Here is a 17,321-nt window from a genome sequence, read left to right as displayed (position 1 = left end):
CACGCATGACCAGCCATTCCAGCTCCCCCACCCCCAGCACATTCCGCTACGGCGGCAACGTCCACGCCAACGGCATCCGCCAGCACTACCTGCGCTACGGCGGCGCCGAGGGCGAACGCGCGCAGCGCGACGCCGTCATCCTGATCCCCGGCATCACCAGCCCGGCCGTGACCTGGGGCTTCGTGGCCGAGCACCTGGGCCGCCAGTTCGACACCTATGTGCTGGACGTGCGCGGGCGCGGCCTGTCGTCCTCCGGCCCGGGCCTGGACTACAGCCTCGATGCACAGGCCGCCGACGTGGCCGCCTTCGCCCAGGCCCTGGGCCTGCAGCGCTGGGCGCTGGTCGGCCACTCCATGGGCGGGCGCATCGCCGTGCGCGCCGCGCGCAGCCAGCCGGTGGGGCTCACGCGCCTGGTCATCGTCGATCCGCCGGTCTCCGGCCCCGGCCGCCGCGCCTACCCGGCCGCCCTGCCCTGGTATGTGGACTCCATCCGCCAGGCCACGCTGGGCATGGATGCCGAGGCCATGCGCGCCTTCTGCCCCACCTGGACCGAAGAGCAGCGCCAGCTGCGCGCCCAGTGGCTGCACACCTGCCACGAGCCGGCCATCGTGCAGAGCTTCGAGGACTTCGGCCGTGACGACATCCATGCCGACCTGCCCCGCATCCAGCACCCGCTGCTGCTGGTCACGGCCGAGCGCGGCGACGTGGTGCGCAGCGAGGACGTGGCCGAGTGGCAAGGCCTGGCACCCCAGACCGAGCATGTGCGCGTGCCCAATGCCGGCCACATGATTCCCTGGGACAACGAGGCCGGGTTCTACGTGGCCTTGGGCGATTTCCTCGGCGCGCGGGTGGACTGAATGTCCAACCGCAGCCCACTCCCATCCATCGCGACACCAAGGAGCCGACCATGTCCGTCAGCGATATCGATCTGATCCACGCCTGGAAGCAGGTGCTCACGCTGTCCCGGCTCGAAGCCGGCCAGACCGTCACCGTGCTCACGGGCGCCGACACGCACCCGCAGACGCTGCGCTGCGCCATTGCCGCCTCCAGCGAAATGGGGGCGCGCGTCAACCGCCTGGACCTGCCGCCCGTCAACGCCGAAAAATCACTGAGCCGCGACTCGCTGGCCTACCTGGGCACGACGCCGCTGACCGGCAACCCCGCCGCCATCGCCGCGCTCAAGGCCAGCGACCTGGTGCTGGACCTGATGACGCTGCTGTTCTCGCCCGAGCAGCACGAGATCCTGCAGACCGGCACCAAGATCCTGCTGGCCGTGGAGCCGCCCGAGGTGCTGTGCCGCCTGGTGCCCACCGAGGGCGACCGCGCACGCGTGCAGGCCGCATCCAAGCTGATCGAGGCGGCCGGGCAGATGCACATCACCTCGGCCGCGGGCACCGACCTGCGCTGCCGCCTGGGCAGCTTCCCGGCCATCTGCGAATACGGCTTCGTGGACCAGCCCGGCCGCTGGGACCACTGGCCCAGCGGCTTCGTGCTGACCTGGCCCGACGAGGGCGAGAGCAACGGCCGCGTGGTGCTGGACCGGGGCGACATCCTGCTGCCCATGAAGGACTACGTGACCGAGCCCATCGAACTCGTCATCGAAAAGGGCTACGTCACGCGCATCAGCGGCGGCCTGCAGGCCGACATCCTCAAGGAGTACATGGCCTCCTACGAGGACCCCGAGGCCTATGCCGTCTCCCACATCGGCTGGGGGCTGCAGCCGCGCGCCCACTGGTCCATGCTGGCCCACTACAACAAGGAAACCCACATCGGCATGGACGCCCGCGCCTTCGAGGGCAACTTCCTGTGGTCCATGGGCCCCAACAACGAGGCCGGGGGCAGCCGCACCACGGCCTGCCACATCGACATCCCCATGCGCCACTGCTCGGTGGCGCTGGATGGCAAGCCCACGGTCATCGACGGCGTGGTGCAGGACGAGGAAGGACTGGCGCGCGCCGCCAAAAGGTCCAAGCAAGGAAAGGACATCGCATGACAACCGCCACCACCAGCACGCAGAGCGTTCCCACCGAGGGCGTGCAGGGCGACATCTCTGCCTACGCACGCCAGGGCTTCGGCACACCGCTGCCGCTCAAGGCCCCGTTCGGCCTGCTCATCATCGACTTCGTCAACGGCTTTGCCGACCCGGCCGTCTTCGGCGGCGGCAACATCCCCGAAGCCATCGCGCAGACGCAGCACCTGCTGGCCCATGCGCGCGAGCGCGGCTGGCCCGTGGCGCACAGCCGCATCGTGTTCTCGGACGACGATGCCGACCACAACATCTTCTGCCTGAAGGTGCCCGGCATGCTGACCCTGAAGGAAGACAGCCCCCACAGCGCCATCGTGCCCCAGCTGGCCCCGGCCGCTGGCGAATACGTGGTGCGCAAGAGCACGCCCTCGGCCTTCTTCGGCACCATGCTCGCACCCTGGCTGGCCCAGCGCGGCGTGCAGACCCTGCTGGTGGCCGGCTGCGTGACCAGCGGCTGCGTGCGCGCCAGCGTGGTCGATGCCATGCAGTCGGGCTTTCGCCCGCTGGTCGTGGCCGACTGCTGCGGCGACCGCGCCCTGGGCCCGCACGAGGCCAACCTGTTCGACATGGCCCAGAAGTACGCGGCCGTGATGCCGCTGGGCCAGGCCATCGCCGACACCGACGCCCTCGCCGCAGGTTGATCCCACCGCGCCAACGCGCCTATGGGGCCGGCCCTGCGCAGCCGGCCCCGGAGTGCATAACATGCACAGGGCACGCCTGAAGGCGTGCCCGCGAAGAACACCGCCCCATGAACCTGCCCCAGCCCCAAGCCCTGCACGCACAGCTGCTCACGCGCGCCGACACCCTGCTCGTGGTGCGCCAGCCCGTGGCGCCGCCGCGCCCTGCGCCCGGCCAGCCCGGCACGGCCTCCGACTATGTGCAATCCACGCCCGAGGTCTTCGTGGCCGTGCTGGCCGACGAAGCCGCGCCCCAGGGTTGGCGCGCCCTGGCCTTCAACGGCCATGTGGACCTGGGCACGGGCATACGCACGGCCCTGGCGCAGATCGTGGCGGAAGAACTCGAAGTGCCTCTGGAGCGCCTGGACATGGTGCTGGGCCACACGGCCGCCGCACCCAACCAGGGCCCGACCATTGCCAGCGCCAGCATCCAGATCTCGGCCGTGCCGCTGCGCCGCGCCGCCGCCCAGGCGCGCGAGCAGCTGCTGGCGCTGGCCGCGCAGCAATGGAGCGTGGCAGCGGACCGGCTCCAGGCGCGCGAAGGCCTGGTGCGCTTTGCCGATGGCAGCGATGCCCGCGAACTCGGCTATGGCGATCTGCTGCGCGGCCAGCAGCTGCAGCTGACGCTGGCCCCGCCCGATCAGGAGGTGAAGCTCAAGCCCGCCAGCGAATACCGGCTCGTCGGCCGTGGCGCGGCGCGCGTGGACATCCCCGCCAAGGCCACGGGCGAGCTGAGCTTTGTCCATGATGTGCGCGTGCCCGGCATGCGCCATGGCCGCGTCATCCGCCCTCCGCACCCGGGCCGCGACGGCGGCAGCTTCATCGGCCGCTGCCTGGTGGCGGTGGGGCGCGACTCCGTGGCCCACCTGCCCGGCAACGTGCAGGTGGTCACCGAAGGCGACTTCGTCGGCGTGGTCGCCGACCGCGAGGAACAGGCCATTGCCGCCATGCGCGCACTGCGCGTGCAATGGCAGGCCGTGCCGCCGGCGCCTGACTTATCCGATCTGGCTGCGGCGATACGCGCCAATCCCGCCCAGCACCGCTCGCTGGTGGACCAGGGCACTGTGGACGATGCCTTCGCGGGCGTCGGCTCGGGTGCGGCCACCGAACTGCGCCGCAGCTACGTCTGGCCCTACCAGATGCATGCCTCCATCGGCCCGTCCTGCGCCGTGGCCGATTTCAGCGAGGGCCGTCTCAAGCTCTGGGCCGGCACGCAGAACCCCCACATGCTGCGCACCGACCTGGACCGCCTGCTGCAACTGGGCGAGGACCGCATCGAGATCGTGCGCCTGGAGGCGGCCGGCTGCTACGGCCGCAACTGCGCCGACGATGTCTGCGCCGACGCCGCCCTGCTGTCCATGGCCGTGGGCGCGCCCGTGCGCGTACAGCTCACGCGCGAGCAGGAACACCAGTGGGAGCCCAAGGGCACGGCCCAGCTCATGGACGTGAGCGCGGCCATCGATGCGCGGGGCGAACTGCTGGCCTACGACTTTGCCGTGCGCTACCCCTCCAACGACGCGCCGCTGCTGGCCCTGCTGCTCACGGGCCGCATCCCGGGCGAGCCGCGCACGCTGGAGATGGGCGACCGCACCGCCGTGCCGCCCTACCGCTATGCCAGCCAGCGCATCACCTGCCATGACATGGCGCCCATCGTTCGCTCATCCTGGCTGCGCGGCGTCTCGGCCCTGCCCAATTCCTTTGCCCACGATTGCATGATCGACGAGCTGGCCCATGCGGCCGGCGCCGACCCCGTGGACTACCGTGTTCGTCACCTTGATGACCCGCGCGCCGTCGAGCTGATCAAGGCCACGGCCCGCCACGCAGGCTGGCAGCAAAGCCAGCCGGGAAGCCGGGGCCGCCCCGGCGCCGACGGCCTGCTGCACGGGCGCGGCGTGGCCTATGCGCGCTACATCCACAGCCGCTTTCCCGGCTTCGGCGCGGCCTGGGCCGCCTGGGTCATCGACATCGACGTAGACCCCGCCAGCGGCCGCATCGCCGTGCGGCGCCTGGTCGTGGGCCAGGACACGGGAATGATGGTCAACCCCGACGGCGTGCGCCATCAGATCCACGGCAACGTCATCCAGACCCTGAGCCGCAGCCTGATGGAGAAGGTCGCCTTCAATGCGCAAGGCGTGGCCAGCCGCGAGTGGGGCAGCTACCCCATCATCGGCTTCCGCGACCTGCCTCCCATCGAAGTGGTGCTGATGCCGCGCCAGGACGAGCCCCCCATGGGCGCTGGCGAATCGGCCTCGGTCCCCGGCCCGGCCGCGCTGGCAAATGCGCTGTTCGACGCCACCGGCCGGCGCTTCTACGCCGCGCCCTTCACGCCCGACGTGGTGCGCGCCGCACTGAATGCCGCGCTGAACGCCACGCCAGAGACTGCACAGCCCGCCTAGTCTTTCAGCGCCCCCGCATGCCGCAGGCACTGCGCACGCCAACCGGCGTCGTCCTGCAGTTGCAGCGCCGCCTGCAGCGCGCGCGTGGGCGCCACGCCCTGCTGGGCCATGAAGCCTATGGGCGTGACCAGCTCGGGCGAGCGCAGTGGCCGGGCCACCAGGCCCGGCATGTGGCGCACCGTGGCCACCATGGCGCCGGGCAGCACGGTGGTCATGCCATCCGTTCCTTGCGCCACGGCCATCACCAGGGTCAGCACGGAGTTGGTTTCCATGGCGGGCTGCACGGCCATGTCCACGGTGGCGAAGGCCTCGTCGATCACCGTGCGGTTGTGCATGTCGGGCGTGAGAAGGCACAGCGGCATGCCGGCCACGTCGCGCCAGGCGATGTCGGCGCCAAAGGCAAAGGGCCGGCCCTCGCCCTGCCCATCGCGGCACTCGGGGCACTCGCGGCACAGCAGGTAGTAGTGCTCCTCGTACTGGGGCCAGGACTGCAGGCGCGGTCCGCGCGGCGGCATGCGCGCGCTGTAGCCCAGGGCCAGGTCCAGGGACAGGTCTTCGAGCCCGCTCTCGATCTCGGCCGAGCTCATGGACAGCACCACGGGCGTGATGCCCGGATGGTGCTCGCGCAGCAGGGCCGCAAAGCGCGTGAGCATGGGCATGGCCGTGGGCACGGCCGCCATGCGCAGCTGCCCGCGCAGCGCGCCGGCGGCGGCGCTCAGTTCCTGGCGCAGGCCTTCCTCGGCCCGCAGCATGGCCAGGGCCGTGGCCAGCACCTGATCGCCCTCGGGCGTGAAGCCCGCGAACGAGCGGCCCCGGCGCACGATGACCGTGCCGAACTCCTCCTCCAGCGCGCGCAGCGCATTGGACAGCGCCGGCTGGGTGATGTGGCATGCCAGCGCCGCGCGGCCGAAATGGCGGTGCTCGTTGAGCGCCGCCAGATACCGCATCGAGGTCAGCAGGTTCATGCGCAATAACCTGAGTCGATTACCATGCCACCGATTTCGGCACAAATCAGATCGACATGGACAGTGCGAGAAAAACTGGCGTAATCCAACCCAGGGACGCCGAGGAAGGGCCGCCCCGCCCCGAGGGCGTCGTCCCCCTCCCGCGCAGCGAGAGAGGGGGAAGCGGCGCAGCCGCTCAGGGGGCGCAGCATTTCAGGTTCCCTGGCTCACCGTGATGGTGGGGAACTTGCTCGTGAAATCGCGCGCCTTGAGCGCCACCTTCACGGCCAGGTCGCGCGCCACCTTCTTGTAGATCTGCGCGGCCTCGCTGTCGGGCTCGGCCACCACGGTGGGCTTGCCGCTGTCGGCCTGCAGGCGGATCTGCAGCGACAGGGGCAGGGCGCCCAGGTAGTCGATGCCGTACTCGGCCGCCATCTGCTTGCCGCCCTCGGCGCCGAAGATGTGCTCCACATGGCCGCAGTTGGTGCAGACGTGGGCCGCCATGTTCTCCACCAGGCCCAGGATGGGCACGCCCACCTTCTCGAACATCTTCACGCCCTTCTTGGCGTCGATCAGGGCGATGTCCTGGGGCGTGGTGACGACCACGGCGCCCGTCATGGGCACGCGCTGGGCCAGCGTCAGCTGGATGTCGCCGGTGCCGGGCGGCATGTCCACCAGCAGGTAGTCCAGATCCTTCCAGTTGGTCTGGCGCAGCATCTGCTCCAGCGCCTGCGTGGCCATGGGGCCGCGCCAGATCATGGCCTGGTCGTTGTTGACCAGGAAGCCGATGGACATGACCTGCACGCCGTGGCTTTCCATGGGCTCCATGGTCTTGCCGTCGGGGCTTTCGGGGCGGCCCGAGATGCCCATCATCATGGGCTGGCTGGGGCCGTAGATGTCGGCGTCCAGGATGCCCACGCGCGCGCCCTCGGCGGCCAGCGCCAGCGCCAGGTTGGCCGTGGTCGTGCTCTTGCCCACGCCGCCCTTGCCGGACGAGATGGCGATGATGTTCTTGACGCCCGGCAGCAACTGCACGCCGCGCTGCACCGCATGCGCGGCGACCTTGGACGTGATGTTGACCGAGACATTGCCCACGCCCTCGACGGTCTTGGCCGCCGCGACGAACTGGCCGCGCAGCGCCGGCACCAGGCTTTGCGCCGGATAGCCCATCTCCACGTCGAAGGCCACGTCGGCCCCAGTGACCTGCAGGTTGCGCAGGGCGCGGGTGCTCACATAGTCCTTGCCGGTGTGGGGGTCGAGCACGCTGGAGAGCGCGGCCAAGAGCGCTTGTTCTGTGACTGCCATTGCTTTGATTACTCCTAGAGCCGGATAGTCTATCCAAGGCACCATCCCCTCGCTCACGCGAGACAATGCGGGCCTTGCTGCCTTTGCGGCCCCTGTTCCCGCCTTTTTCCGCGAAAGATCCGCCCCGTGAAATTCAAGATGGCCCACAACTCCCTGTTCGCGATCCTGCTGCGCTCGCGCTGGTGGATCAGCATCGCGCTGGCCGCGCTGGTGACCCTGGTGTCCACGGCGCTGCTGCCCAAGGACATCGCGCCGTTCGCCGCCATCACCGCCCTGCCCTTCTTCGGCATAGGCTGCGTTGCCGCCTGGCGCCAGCTGCGCGCGCCCAGCCCCGCCAAGGTGGAGCAGGCCCTGGAGATCGCCGCCCAGCAAAGCTGGCGCGAGTTCGCCGATCGGCTCGATCGCGCCTGGCAGGCCGAGGGCTACACCGTCACCCGCCTGTCCGACAAGGACGGCGCCGACTTCGTGCTGGAACGCGAAGGCCGCACCACCGTGGCCAGCGCCAGGCGCTGGAAGGCCGGCGTGCACGGCATGGAGCCGCTGCGCGCCCTGCTGGCCGCAGGCCAGGCGCGCGATGCGGCCACGGTCTGCTACCTGTCGCTGCAGCCGCCGGCCGAGAATGCAGCCGCCTGGGCCAAGCAGCAGGGCATCGCCCTGATCTCCGGCAAGGACCTGGGCTCCCTGCTGGCCAAGGCCTGATCCCTTCGGGGTCATCCCCTGATCTGATGACGGCCGGCGCGCGGCACACTCCAGGCATGCCCGATGCCGCGCCCTCACCCGACTCCAGCCTCCCTCCCCCCAGCACCGGACTGCTGCTCAGCGGCGGCGGCGCCCGCGCCGCCTACCAGGCCGGCGTGCTGGAGGCCATTGCCGAGATACGCCGCGCCTGCGGCCAGCAGCATGGCCCCAATCCCTTCCCCATCCTGGTCGGCACTTCGGCCGGCGCCATCAACGCGGCCGCCCTGGCCTGCGGCAGCGACCATTTCGACCGGGCCGTGCGCCGCATGTCGCGCATCTGGCGCAACTTGCGGCCCGAGGACATCTACCTGTCCGACTCGCTGAGCGTGCTGCGCAGCGGCGCGCGCTGGCTGACCCTGCTGTCCCTGGGCTGGGCCCTGGCGCGCTGGGGCCGCATGCGCCCGCGCTCGCTGCTGGACAACCAGCCGCTGGGCCGCCTGCTGTCGTGTGGCCTGGTTCCGCTGGAACGCCTGCCGCAATTGATCGCGGACGGCCACCTGCGCGCGCTGGCGGTCTCGGCCTCCAGCTACACCACCAGCGAGCACGTGACCTTCTGCCAGGCGCAGGACCAGCTCCAGCCCTGGGTGCGCAACCAGCGCAAGGCCGCCGCCGCCCAGATCACGCACGCGCACCTGCTGGCCTCCTCGGCCATTCCCTTCATCTTTCCGGCCACGCCGCTGCCGCTGGACGGCGCCACCGAATACTTCGGCGACGGCTCCATGCGCCAGACCGCGCCGCTGGCGCCCGCCATCCACCTGGGCGCAGAGCGCATCCTCGTCGTGGGCGCGGGCCGGCGCACCGAGCCGCCGGCCAGGCCGCCGCCAGAAGGCGCAAGCTACCCGTCGCTGGCCCACATCGCGGGCCACACGCTGTCGAGCATCTTCCTGGACGCCCTGTCCCTGGATGTGGAGCGCGCCGAGCGCATCAACCAGACCCTGGCCCTGATCCCGCCCGCCGACCGCGAACGCAGCCGGCTGCGCCCGCTGCAGTTGCTGGTCATCTCGCCGTCCGAACGCATAGACGCCATCGCCGCGCGCCATGTGGGCCAGCTGCCGCTGCCCATGCGCACCCTGCTGGGCGCCCTGGGCGTGCGCCAGGACGCCAGCGACCCGCGCGGCGCCGCCCTGGCCAGCTACCTGCTGTTCGAGCGCAGCTTCACCCGCGAACTCATGGCCCTGGGCCGGCGCGACGCGCTGGCGCGGCGCAGCGACATAGAGCAGTTCCTGGGCTGGCAGCGCGTGCCGGCTGCGGACTGACACATCCAACCCAACCTGCACCCAGCTCTCTGCGCCGCCGACGGTATGGCCATACCCGTCGATGACCTGCGACCGTCCAGAGACGTGGCAGGAAGGTTTCGACGACCGCCTGCAGGAAGTCATCAAAATTTCAATCGAAAAATTTAGTCAATAGGTTTTTCAGCAATTTGATCCATCAACAGACGGATCAAAAATCGACTCCATGGTTTTCATGCGACTCATTGATTCACATATGAATCAATGCGATGAATCGCGTGGACCTCTTGCCGATGCGCTGACCATCGGGTGCTCTGGAGGAGTTGTATGGCCCATATTCCCTCTCAACAATCCCCGCAACTGTCCAGTGCGCCATGGCGCTGGACTGCGGTGGAAATGGCGGCTGCAGTGCGCAGGCGGGAGATCTCAGCCAAAGAGCTGGTGCAAAGCTGCCTGGACCGGATAGAGCAGGTCAACCCCTTGGTCAATGCACTGTCTGGCGTGTCCGCTGCCGATGCCTTGGAGGCAGCGGCCCAGGCGGACCAGCAGATGGCCCGGGGCGCAGACATCGGGCCGCTGCACGGGGTGCCAGTTCCCATCAAGATCAATACCGACCAGAAAGGCCAGGCCACCAGCAGCGGAATCGTTGCCTTCAAGGACATGGTCGCCACCGAGGATGCGCCGCCGGTCGCCAATCTGCGCAAGGCCGGCGCGATTTTCGTGGGCCGCAGCAACAGTCCGCCGTTCGCTTTGCGCTGGGCCACGACCAACGATCTCCACGGCCGCACGCTCAATCCGTGGGACGCCGGCAAGACGCCTGGCGGCTCCAGTGGAGGAGCGGCAGCGGCAATCGCCACGGGCATGGTGGCGCTCGCACATGGCAACGACATAGGCGGCTCCATACGCCAGCCGGCCTTTTGCTGCGGCGTCGTCGGCCTGCGGCCGACAGTCGGCCGCATCCCGAGCTGGACTGCGCCCCCCAACGGCCACCAACCCCTGTCCGTCCAGAATTTCATGACCCAGGGCCCGCTGGCCCGCTGCGTCGCGGACCTGAGGCTGGCCCTGAGCGTCATGAGCGCACCGGATCCACGCGATTGCCTGCAGGCGCCGGCCCCCCTCTCGGGACCGGCGCTGAACGGCCTGCCACGTGTCGGCCTGCTGCGGGACGTGGGCATTGCCCAGCCCAGCCCCGCCGTCAATGCGGCGCTGGACGAAGCCGCCGCCATGCTGCGGGAGGCGGGCCATGTGGTGGAAGAAGTGGAGCTTCCCTTGATGGAGCAAGCCTACCGGCTGTGGTGGCTGCTGGCCATGGGCGAATTCAGGAACGTGATGCCTCTGCTTGAACAGACGGGTGACGATGGCATCCGCCGCGCCGCCGCCTGCTACTACGAGGTGATCCAGCAATGGTGCGGCCCGCATCTCACGCTGGAGGCCTACATCGACGGCTATGCCCGTCGCGGCACCTTGATCGCCCAGCTGCAGCAGTTCATGGAGCGATGGCCGCTGATCTTGCTGCCGACCTGTACCGAGCAGGCCTTCGAGCAGGAATTCGATATCCGCAGCGTGGACACCATGCGCGGCATCATGGCCTCCAACTGGTCAATGATGGCGATTTCTCTTCTGGGCTTTCCCGCACTCGCCGTGCCCACCGGCATTGCCGATGGATTGCCGGTCGGCGTTCAGATAGTGGGACCCCGTTTCCGCGAGGACCTGGTTCTCGATGCAGCCCAGGAAATCGAAAGAAGGGCGGGACGCTTCTCGCCCATCACCCCCCTCTGACCCTCTATTCACCCCATGGAATCTGCCTGCCCGCAGGCAGACAGGCATTGCTCGTCCCAAAACTACGCCCCAGGGAGACATCATGAAGAAATTCCGCCTGCACACGCAATGCGTGATCGCTGCAGTCTGCGCTCAGTTTTTCGGGCATGCCATGGCCACCGAAGGCGGAGGGCTCGCAATCCTTCCAGATGGGCTGGAGAATTTCATGGTTTCGGCGCTTCCGCCTCCTGGCCTGTACTTCATGCTTTACGGTGGCAACGCAAACTACGACACATTGCGCAACCGGTCCGGCGACCGCTTGCCGGTCCCGGGCTTCAAAGTGGATGTCAACGCGATCACCCCCCGTGTGGTCTGGGTCACCGAGCAAAAAGTCCTGGGCGGACAACTGCTGTTCCATGCCGTAGCACCTTTGGTGGATGTGAAATTCCGGGCCGCCGGCGCACACTTCCAAAACCGGGGGCTGGCGGACATCTCCTTCGGAGCGGGCGTGGGCTTTCGCTCCGGGGACAAGCTCTACTACGGAGCCGGGGTCGATCTGTATGTGCCGACAGGCAAATATGACAAGAACGACCCCTCCAGCCTGGGCAAAAACTACTGGGCAATCCAGCCAGTCTTCGTCATGAGCTATGTGCAGCACTGGGGCATCAACGCCGACATCAAGCTCATGTACGACTTCAACGGACGCAACTCCGATACGCAGACCCGCTCGGGGCAGGCGATTCATGCGGACTACTCGGCAGGATGGGGTATCGGCAATGGATGGGTATTGGGGGTTGGAGGGTATATCTTCCAGCAGACGACGTCGGACAAAGGCCCCAACAGCGCCGACGGCAAGGCACGCGCAATCGGCTTCGGTCCTTCGGTCCGGTTCGCAGACGGCAAGGGCTGGCTTTTCACGGCCAAATTGCAAAAGGAGTTCGACGTGAGAAGCCGGCCCCAGGGAACCCAGTTCTATGTAAAGGCAACGCTGCCATTCTGAATCAGGCACCCGCCGTCATGTACCACGACACGGCGGCGTCATGACTCAGCCAGTCCTGCGCGACCATGCCTGCAACGCGGCGGCGCGCCACGCCGCAAGCTCAGAGAGCCTGGCCAGTGCATTCCAAAGCCCGTCCTTGCACCACGACCGTCCCGGGCTTCTAGAATGTCAGGCTCCCCCGAGAAAGCCGCCATCCATGACCGCACGCAAACTCTTCGTCACCACCGCCCTGCCGTACGCCAACGGCAACTTCCACATCGGCCACATCATGGAATACATCCAGGCCGACACCTGGGTGCGTGCGCAGCGAATGCAGGGCAACGCGGTCAACTTCGTGGGTGCCGATGACGCCCACGGCGCGCCCATCATGATTGCGGCCGAGAAGGCCGGCAAGACGCCCCAGCAGTTCGTGGCCGACATCGCCGCAGGCCGCAAGCAGTACCTGGACGGCTTCCACATCGCCTTCGACAACTGGCACAACACCGACGCGCCCGAGAACCACGCGCTGGCCCAGCAGATCTACAGGGACCTGAAGGCTGCCGGCTTCATCGAGACGCGCACCATCGAGCAGTTCTTCGACCCCGAGAAGAACATGTTCCTGCCCGACCGCTTCATCAAGGGCGAATGCCCGCGCTGCCACGCCAAGGACCAGTACGGCGACAACTGCGAGGTCTGCAGCGCCGTTTACGCGCCCACCGACCTGATCAACCCCTACTCGGCGCTGTCCGGCGCCAAGCCTGTGCTCAAGAGCTCGGAGCATTTCTTCTTCAAGCTGTCGGACCCGCGCTGCGTGGAATTCCTGACCGAATGGACCCAGGACGGCCAGCACGTGCAGCCCGAGGTGGCCAACAAGATCAAGGAATGGTTCAGCGTGCGCACCAACCCGGACGGCACGACCAGCGAGGGCCTGGGCGACTGGGACATCTCGCGCGACGCGCCCTACTTCGGCATCGAGATCCCCGATGCGCCGGGCAAGTACTTCTACGTCTGGCTGGACGCGCCCGTGGGCTACCTGGCCTCGCTCAAGAACCTGCTGGACCGCCGTGGCGAGGACTACGAGGCCTACATGGCCGACCCCGCGCTGGAGCAGTACCACTTCATCGGCAAGGACATCATCACCTTCCACACGCTGTTCTGGCCCGCCATGCTCAAGTTCAGCGGCCGCAAGACGCCCACCAAGATCTGCGTGCACGGCTTCATGACCGTGAACAACGGCGAGAAGATGAGCAAGAGCCGCGGCACCGGCCTGGACCCGCTCAAGTACCTGGGCCTGCAGATGAACCCCGAGTGGCTGCGCTACTACCTGGGCGCCAAGCTCAACGGCAAGAATGAAGACATCGACTTCAACCCCGATGACTTCATGGCCCGCGTCAACTCCGACCTGATCGGCAAGTACGTGAACATCGCCTCGCGCGCGGCCGGCTTCATCGCCAAACGCTTCGACGGCAAGCTGGGCACGGTCAGCGAAGACGGCCAGGCCCTGCTGGCCCAGCTGCGCGGCCAGAGCGAGGCCGTCGTCCAGGCCTTCGAGAACCGCGACACGGCCCGCGCCGTGCGCGAGATCATGCAGCTGTGCGACCGCGTCAACGAATACGTGGACGCCAACAAGCCCTGGGAGCTGGCCAAGCAGGAAGGCATGGACGCCCGCCTGCAGGACGTGTGCACCACCTGCATCGAGGCCTTCCGCCTGCTGACCATCTACCTGAAGCCCATCCTGCCGGCCGTGGCCGAACAGGTGGAAGGCTTCCTGAACGTGGCGCCGCTGCAGTTCGCCGACGCACAGAACCTGCTGGGCGCCGGCCATGCCATCGGCCTGTACAAGCACCTGATGCAGCGCGTGGACGTCAAGCAGCTGGAGGCCCTGTTCGAGGCCCCCGAGCCCGTGGTCGAGAAGGTCCTGCCCGGCGGCGAGGAAATTGCCGAAACCATCAGCATCGACGACTTCGCCAAGGTGGACCTGCGCATCGCCAAGATCGTGGAATGCAAGCCCGTGGAAGGCTCGACCAAGCTGCTGCAGCTCACGCTGGACGTGGGCGAAGGCAAGACACGCAACGTGTTCTCCGGCATCTCCAGCATGTACCAGCCCGAGCAGCTGCAGGGCAAGCTCACCGTGATGGTGGCCAACCTGGCGCCGCGCAAGATGAAGTTCGGCATCTCCGAAGGCATGGTGCTGGCCGCCAGCCACGCCGATGAGAAGGCCAACCCCGGCATCTACGTGCTGGAGCCCTTCCCCGGTGCCACACCTGGCATGCGTATACATTGAAATGCCCCCTGAGTCGCTTCGCGCCTTCCCCCTGAAGGGGGGCATACGGGCACCCGGCGACACCCTCGGTGCGGGGCGGCCCTTCCTCGGCGTCCCTGACTTGGGCTCTGCCGGTTTCAAAGATTGCGCACAGTGTGTTGGACGACAATCATGAAGTCTGCAAAGTCCCGCAAGCCCTCACGGTCCCCGGCCCTGGGGGCTTTTCTTTGCCTGTGCGCCGCGGCCCTGCTGTCCGGCTGCACCGTGGTGGCCGTGACGGCCACGGCGGTCAGCGTCACGGCCTCGGCCGTGGGGCTGGCCGCGGATGCGGCCGTGGGCACGGCAAAAATCGTCGGCAAGGGAGTGGGCAAGGCCGTCGATGCGATGAGCGATGACGGGGCAGCCGCAGACAACAGCGGCATCACGGTCCGCTACCGCACGCCCGATGGGCAGCCCCTGACGCCCTGAGGCTACTGCCCGGCGTAGCGCCCGGGCCGGTGGCTCACGGCCAGGAACACGCCCATGATCACGGCCGCCAGCACCGACCAGGCCACGCGCTCGAGGGGCACCACCCACAGCGCCAGCAGCACCACGCAGCAGTCGATGGCCATCTGCACTTTGCCGGCGCGGATGCCGTAGCGGTCCTGCAGGTAGAGCGAGGCGATGGTGGCGCCGCCCAGGCTGGAGCGGTGGCGCGCCAGGAACAGCAGGCCCGAGCCCATGAGCAGGCCGCCCGCAATGGCGGCAAAGGCCGGGTGCAGGTAGTCGATGTGGATGAGGCGCGGCCCCATTTCGGTGATCAGCGACAGCGCGCCCACGCAGATGAAGGTCTTGACCGTGAAGGTGCGGCCCACGCGCGTCCAGGCAAACCAGTAGAACGGGATGTTGATCGCGAAGAAGATGAGGCCGAACGGCCAGCCCGTGGCGTAGTGCAGCACGAAGGCCAGGCCCGCCGTGCTGCCCGTCAAAAGCCCCGCCTGGGCGAACATCATCATGGCGATGCCCACGAACAGGGTTCCGGTGAAGAGGGCCTGGACATCCTCGAAGAGGCCATGGCGCAGCGAAGCGGTGGCCGAAACAGGCGCAGCGGGCGCGGCAGCGGGTAGGGAGGGCGTGGACATTGTCGGGGTGATGACAGATCTATCGTCGCAAAGGCCCCGGTTCGGGGCCTTAACCGTACCCATGGGGTGTCATAGGTACAAACCCGGATTCTAGAGACTGTTGCCCCGGCGCGCTGTGGCGTGCAGGGTACAGCGCGCCGCAGGGGCTTGCAGGGACCTGTTGTCAGGCTCCGCCGTGCAGTTTCTCGCGGCCGGCGCTGCGCAGCACGCGGCCGTCGGGGCCGAAGGTCACGGTGAACTCCATGTCGCGCGTGGGGGGATCGATGTAGTTCCAGTCCCAGTCGGTTTCCTGCTTGAGCTGGTAGGTGGTGACCTTGGCAGGCTTGCCCAGCATGCGGCGCACCTGCTCCTCGTCCATGCCGGGGCGGATTTTCTCGAAGTTGTGCGGCGCCAGCACCTGGCGCAGCGCGCTCATGCGGCCATCGGTGCCGATGGTGATCATGTAGTTGCGGCTGCCGGCGGGCTGGCGATTGTACTCGAAGGTACGCGAGCCGTCGGGCTCGGTCCAGATGCGTTCGGGCTCGCCAAAGCGGGCGCGGACGTCGGCCTCGGTGGACAGGCCTTCTTCGAGTTCCTTGATGTTTTGGGGATCGCAGCCGGGCAGCCCAAGCATGCCCATCACGGCCACGGCAACGCCCAGAAGACGGGAGACTAGGTTCATCGGCGGTGTCCCGGTAAAATCACGCGATTCAAGAGGTTATCAGTCTATGTCATTCTTTCGCCGCCCCGATTACCGTTCCGACGCCACGAACTTCATCAACGAGCTGAAGAAGCAAAAGCCCGAGCTGCCCAGCCAGCAGTTGGCCGGCCGCTCGCTGCTGTGGGACAAGGACGTGAACCACGAAGTCTGGGAAGACCTGCGCGCCGGCCGCGTGGACCAGAAACCCTACGTCTACCAGACGAACTCCTGATTTCGGCTGCAATGACACATCAGCCTGTTTCGCTGTGGCACCGTGCGCATGCAGCTGATGCCTGCGCAGCAAGGCATGGCCGAGGCTGAGTCCGCACTGGCGCCTGCGGGCGCCGGCGCCGCATCCCCCGCTCCTGGCGACGATTCACCGGTCGTGATCGACCAGGTGGCTTTGGCGCGCCTGTACGGCGAGCCGCTGTTCGCCCTGCCGCAGGACCTGTACATCCCGCCCGATGCGCTGGAGGTCTTCCTCGAAGCCTTCGAAGGGCCGCTGGACCTGTTGCTGTACCTGATCCGCAAGCAGAACTTCAACATCCTCGACATTCCCATGCTGGACGTGACGCGCCAGTACATGCGCTATGTCGACGAAATCCGCAGCCGCAACCTCGAGCTGGCGGCCGAGTACCTGCTGATGGCGGCCATGCTCATCGAGATCAAGTCGCGCATGCTGCTGCCGCCCAAGAAGCAGGACGATGGCGAGGAAGCCGAGGACCCGCGCGCCGAACTGGTGCGCCGCCTGCTGGAATACGAGCAGATCAAGCTGGCCGCCCAACAGCTGGGCCAGGTGCCGCACTACGGGCGCGACTTCCTCCGGGCCCAGGTCCATATCGAGCAGAACCTGCAGCCGCGTTTCCCCGATGTGGACGTGGCCGAGCTGCAATCGGCCTGGCGCGACATTCTCAAGCGTGCCAAGCTTGTGCAAAGCCACAAGATCACGCGCGAGGAACTCTCGGTGCGCGAATACATGAGTCAGGTGCTCAAGGCCCTGCAGGGCCGGCGCTTCGTCGAGTTCGAGACCCTGTTCCAGCCAGAGAAGGGATCGACCGTGCTGGTCGTGACCTTCATCGCCCTGCTGGAGCTGGCCAAGGAAACGCTGATCGAGATCACCCAGGCCGAAGCCTTTGCGCCCATCTACGTGCGCCTGGCCTATACGCCCGTCTAGCGGGCACGGATACAGGCACGCGCACACCG

At 67.7% G+C, this 17,321-nt stretch carries 16 protein-coding genes; 12 read left to right on the top strand and 4 right to left on the bottom strand.

Annotated elements, in window-relative coordinates; all coding sequences use genetic code 11:
• Positions 1-5: 5 nt before the first annotated feature.
• The 4 genes from PO605_RS07165 (at position 6) to PO605_RS07150 (ending at position 5,099) form a co-directional block, all read left to right on the top strand.
• Entirely contained in the window at positions 6-857 is an 852-nt protein-coding gene (locus tag PO605_RS07165) for an alpha/beta fold hydrolase (RefSeq protein WP_047474627.1), read from the top strand.
• A 50-nt stretch (positions 858-907) separates the two neighbouring features.
• The gene (locus PO605_RS07160; RefSeq protein ID WP_012203775.1) at positions 908-1,993 is read left to right on the top strand and encodes a hypothetical protein; all 1,086 of its coding nucleotides are present in this window, start codon (positions 908-910) and stop codon (positions 1,991-1,993) included.
• Positions 1,990-2,667: an N-carbamoylsarcosine amidohydrolase gene (locus PO605_RS07155; RefSeq protein WP_047474629.1), complete on the top strand. Its 678-nt coding sequence runs from the start codon at positions 1,990-1,992 to the stop codon at positions 2,665-2,667. Before PO605_RS07160 ends, PO605_RS07155 begins: the two co-directional genes overlap by 4 nt.
• A gap of 107 nt (positions 2,668-2,774) precedes the next feature.
• Positions 2,775-5,099, top strand: coding sequence for a xanthine dehydrogenase family protein molybdopterin-binding subunit (locus PO605_RS07150; RefSeq protein WP_272206199.1), 2,325 nt, complete (start codon positions 2,775-2,777; stop codon positions 5,097-5,099).
• On the opposite strand, the gene PO605_RS07145 is transcribed toward PO605_RS07150, so the two are convergent.
• Complete coding sequence (locus PO605_RS07145) at positions 5,096-6,064, bottom strand: LysR family transcriptional regulator (protein WP_047469462.1); 969 nt, start codon at positions 6,062-6,064, stop codon at positions 5,096-5,098. The genes PO605_RS07150 and PO605_RS07145 overlap by 4 nt on opposite strands.
• Before the next feature lie 192 nt (positions 6,065-6,256).
• Positions 6,257-7,348, bottom strand: a complete 1,092-nt coding sequence (gene apbC / locus PO605_RS07140; protein ID WP_012203771.1) for an iron-sulfur cluster carrier protein ApbC — start codon at positions 7,346-7,348, stop codon at positions 6,257-6,259.
• 138 nt (positions 7,349-7,486) lie between these two features.
• On the opposite strand from apbC, the gene PO605_RS07135 reads away from it, so the two are divergent.
• The 6 genes from PO605_RS07135 to PO605_RS07110 all read left to right on the top strand — a co-directional run bounded on the left by PO605_RS07135 (position 7,487) and on the right by PO605_RS07110 (position 14,786).
• Positions 7,487-8,047 carry a restriction endonuclease gene (locus PO605_RS07135; protein ID WP_016449037.1) on the top strand — a complete coding sequence of 187 codons (561 nt, stop codon included), beginning with the start codon at positions 7,487-7,489 and terminating at the stop codon, positions 8,045-8,047.
• Positions 8,048-8,103: 56 nt separating this feature from the next.
• On the top strand, positions 8,104-9,342 hold the full coding sequence (locus PO605_RS07130; RefSeq protein ID WP_047469484.1) for a patatin-like phospholipase family protein: 1,239 nt from the start codon (positions 8,104-8,106) through the stop codon (positions 9,340-9,342).
• Positions 9,343-9,645: 303 nt separating this feature from the next.
• Positions 9,646-11,097 (top strand): amidase, encoded by a 1,452-nt coding sequence (locus PO605_RS07125; RefSeq protein WP_047469467.1) that lies wholly within the window; start codon positions 9,646-9,648, stop codon positions 11,095-11,097.
• An 82-nt stretch (positions 11,098-11,179) separates the two neighbouring features.
• The gene (locus tag PO605_RS07120; protein ID WP_156135984.1) at positions 11,180-12,076 is read left to right on the top strand and encodes a SphA family protein; all 897 of its coding nucleotides are present in this window, start codon (positions 11,180-11,182) and stop codon (positions 12,074-12,076) included.
• Positions 12,077-12,272: 196 nt separating this feature from the next.
• Positions 12,273-14,339, top strand: a complete 2,067-nt coding sequence (metG, locus tag PO605_RS07115) for a methionine--tRNA ligase (protein WP_046238958.1) — start codon at positions 12,273-12,275, stop codon at positions 14,337-14,339.
• Between the two features lie 150 nt (positions 14,340-14,489).
• On the top strand, positions 14,490-14,786 hold the full coding sequence (locus tag PO605_RS07110; RefSeq protein ID WP_047469473.1) for a hypothetical protein: 297 nt from the start codon (positions 14,490-14,492) through the stop codon (positions 14,784-14,786).
• 2 nt (positions 14,787-14,788) lie between these two features.
• On the opposite strand, the gene PO605_RS07105 is transcribed toward PO605_RS07110, so the two are convergent.
• Positions 14,789-15,439, bottom strand: coding sequence for a YitT family protein (locus tag PO605_RS07105; RefSeq protein ID WP_047469476.1), 651 nt, complete (start codon positions 15,437-15,439; stop codon positions 14,789-14,791).
• A gap of 163 nt (positions 15,440-15,602) precedes the next feature.
• Positions 15,603-16,100, bottom strand: coding sequence for an outer membrane protein assembly factor BamE domain-containing protein (gene bamE, locus PO605_RS07100; protein ID WP_016449042.1), 498 nt, complete (start codon positions 16,098-16,100; stop codon positions 15,603-15,605).
• Positions 16,101-16,146: 46 nt separating this feature from the next.
• On the opposite strand from bamE, the gene PO605_RS07095 reads away from it, so the two are divergent.
• Together PO605_RS07095 and PO605_RS07090 are read left to right on the top strand one after the other, a co-directional pair.
• Entirely contained in the window at positions 16,147-16,350 is a 204-nt protein-coding gene (locus PO605_RS07095) for a DUF3460 family protein (RefSeq protein WP_016449043.1), read from the top strand.
• Positions 16,351-16,425: 75 nt separating this feature from the next.
• Entirely contained in the window at positions 16,426-17,292 is an 867-nt protein-coding gene (locus PO605_RS07090; RefSeq protein ID WP_026062089.1) for a segregation and condensation protein A, read from the top strand.
• The last annotated feature ends 29 nt before the right edge of the window (positions 17,293-17,321 follow it).

This window comes from Delftia sp. DT-2, assembly GCF_028401915.1.
Taxonomy (GTDB): Bacteria; Pseudomonadota; Gammaproteobacteria; order Burkholderiales; family Burkholderiaceae_C; genus Comamonas; species Comamonas tsuruhatensis.
This window is presented reverse-complemented; position numbering and strand designations above follow the sequence as displayed.

What these genes read in the sequence shown, in the direction of transcription:
- apbC (WP_012203771.1), bottom strand. Translation starts at nt 7,348, where the DNA reads ATGGCAGTCACAGAACAAGCGCTCTTGGCCGCGCTCTCCAGCGTGCTC.
- PO605_RS07145 (WP_047469462.1), bottom strand. Translation starts at nt 6,064, where the DNA reads ATGAACCTGCTGACCTCGATGCGGTATCTGGCGGCGCTCAACGAGCAC.
- PO605_RS07130 (WP_047469484.1), top strand. Translation starts at nt 8,104, where the DNA reads ATGCCCGATGCCGCGCCCTCACCCGACTCCAGCCTCCCTCCCCCCAGC.
- PO605_RS07095 (WP_016449043.1), top strand. Translation starts at nt 16,147, where the DNA reads ATGTCATTCTTTCGCCGCCCCGATTACCGTTCCGACGCCACGAACTTC.
- PO605_RS07125 (WP_047469467.1), top strand. Translation starts at nt 9,646, where the DNA reads ATGGCCCATATTCCCTCTCAACAATCCCCGCAACTGTCCAGTGCGCCA.
- PO605_RS07120 (WP_156135984.1), top strand. Translation starts at nt 11,180, where the DNA reads ATGAAGAAATTCCGCCTGCACACGCAATGCGTGATCGCTGCAGTCTGC.
- PO605_RS07090 (WP_026062089.1), top strand. Translation starts at nt 16,426, where the DNA reads ATGGCCGAGGCTGAGTCCGCACTGGCGCCTGCGGGCGCCGGCGCCGCA.
- PO605_RS07165 (WP_047474627.1), top strand. Translation starts at nt 6, where the DNA reads ATGACCAGCCATTCCAGCTCCCCCACCCCCAGCACATTCCGCTACGGC.
- PO605_RS07135 (WP_016449037.1), top strand. Translation starts at nt 7,487, where the DNA reads ATGGCCCACAACTCCCTGTTCGCGATCCTGCTGCGCTCGCGCTGGTGG.
- PO605_RS07160 (WP_012203775.1), top strand. Translation starts at nt 908, where the DNA reads ATGTCCGTCAGCGATATCGATCTGATCCACGCCTGGAAGCAGGTGCTC.
- bamE (WP_016449042.1), bottom strand. Translation starts at nt 16,100, where the DNA reads ATGAACCTAGTCTCCCGTCTTCTGGGCGTTGCCGTGGCCGTGATGGGC.
- PO605_RS07155 (WP_047474629.1), top strand. Translation starts at nt 1,990, where the DNA reads ATGACAACCGCCACCACCAGCACGCAGAGCGTTCCCACCGAGGGCGTG.
- PO605_RS07110 (WP_047469473.1), top strand. Translation starts at nt 14,490, where the DNA reads ATGAAGTCTGCAAAGTCCCGCAAGCCCTCACGGTCCCCGGCCCTGGGG.
- metG (WP_046238958.1), top strand. Translation starts at nt 12,273, where the DNA reads ATGACCGCACGCAAACTCTTCGTCACCACCGCCCTGCCGTACGCCAAC.
- PO605_RS07150 (WP_272206199.1), top strand. Translation starts at nt 2,775, where the DNA reads ATGAACCTGCCCCAGCCCCAAGCCCTGCACGCACAGCTGCTCACGCGC.
- PO605_RS07105 (WP_047469476.1), bottom strand. Translation starts at nt 15,439, where the DNA reads ATGTCCACGCCCTCCCTACCCGCTGCCGCGCCCGCTGCGCCTGTTTCG.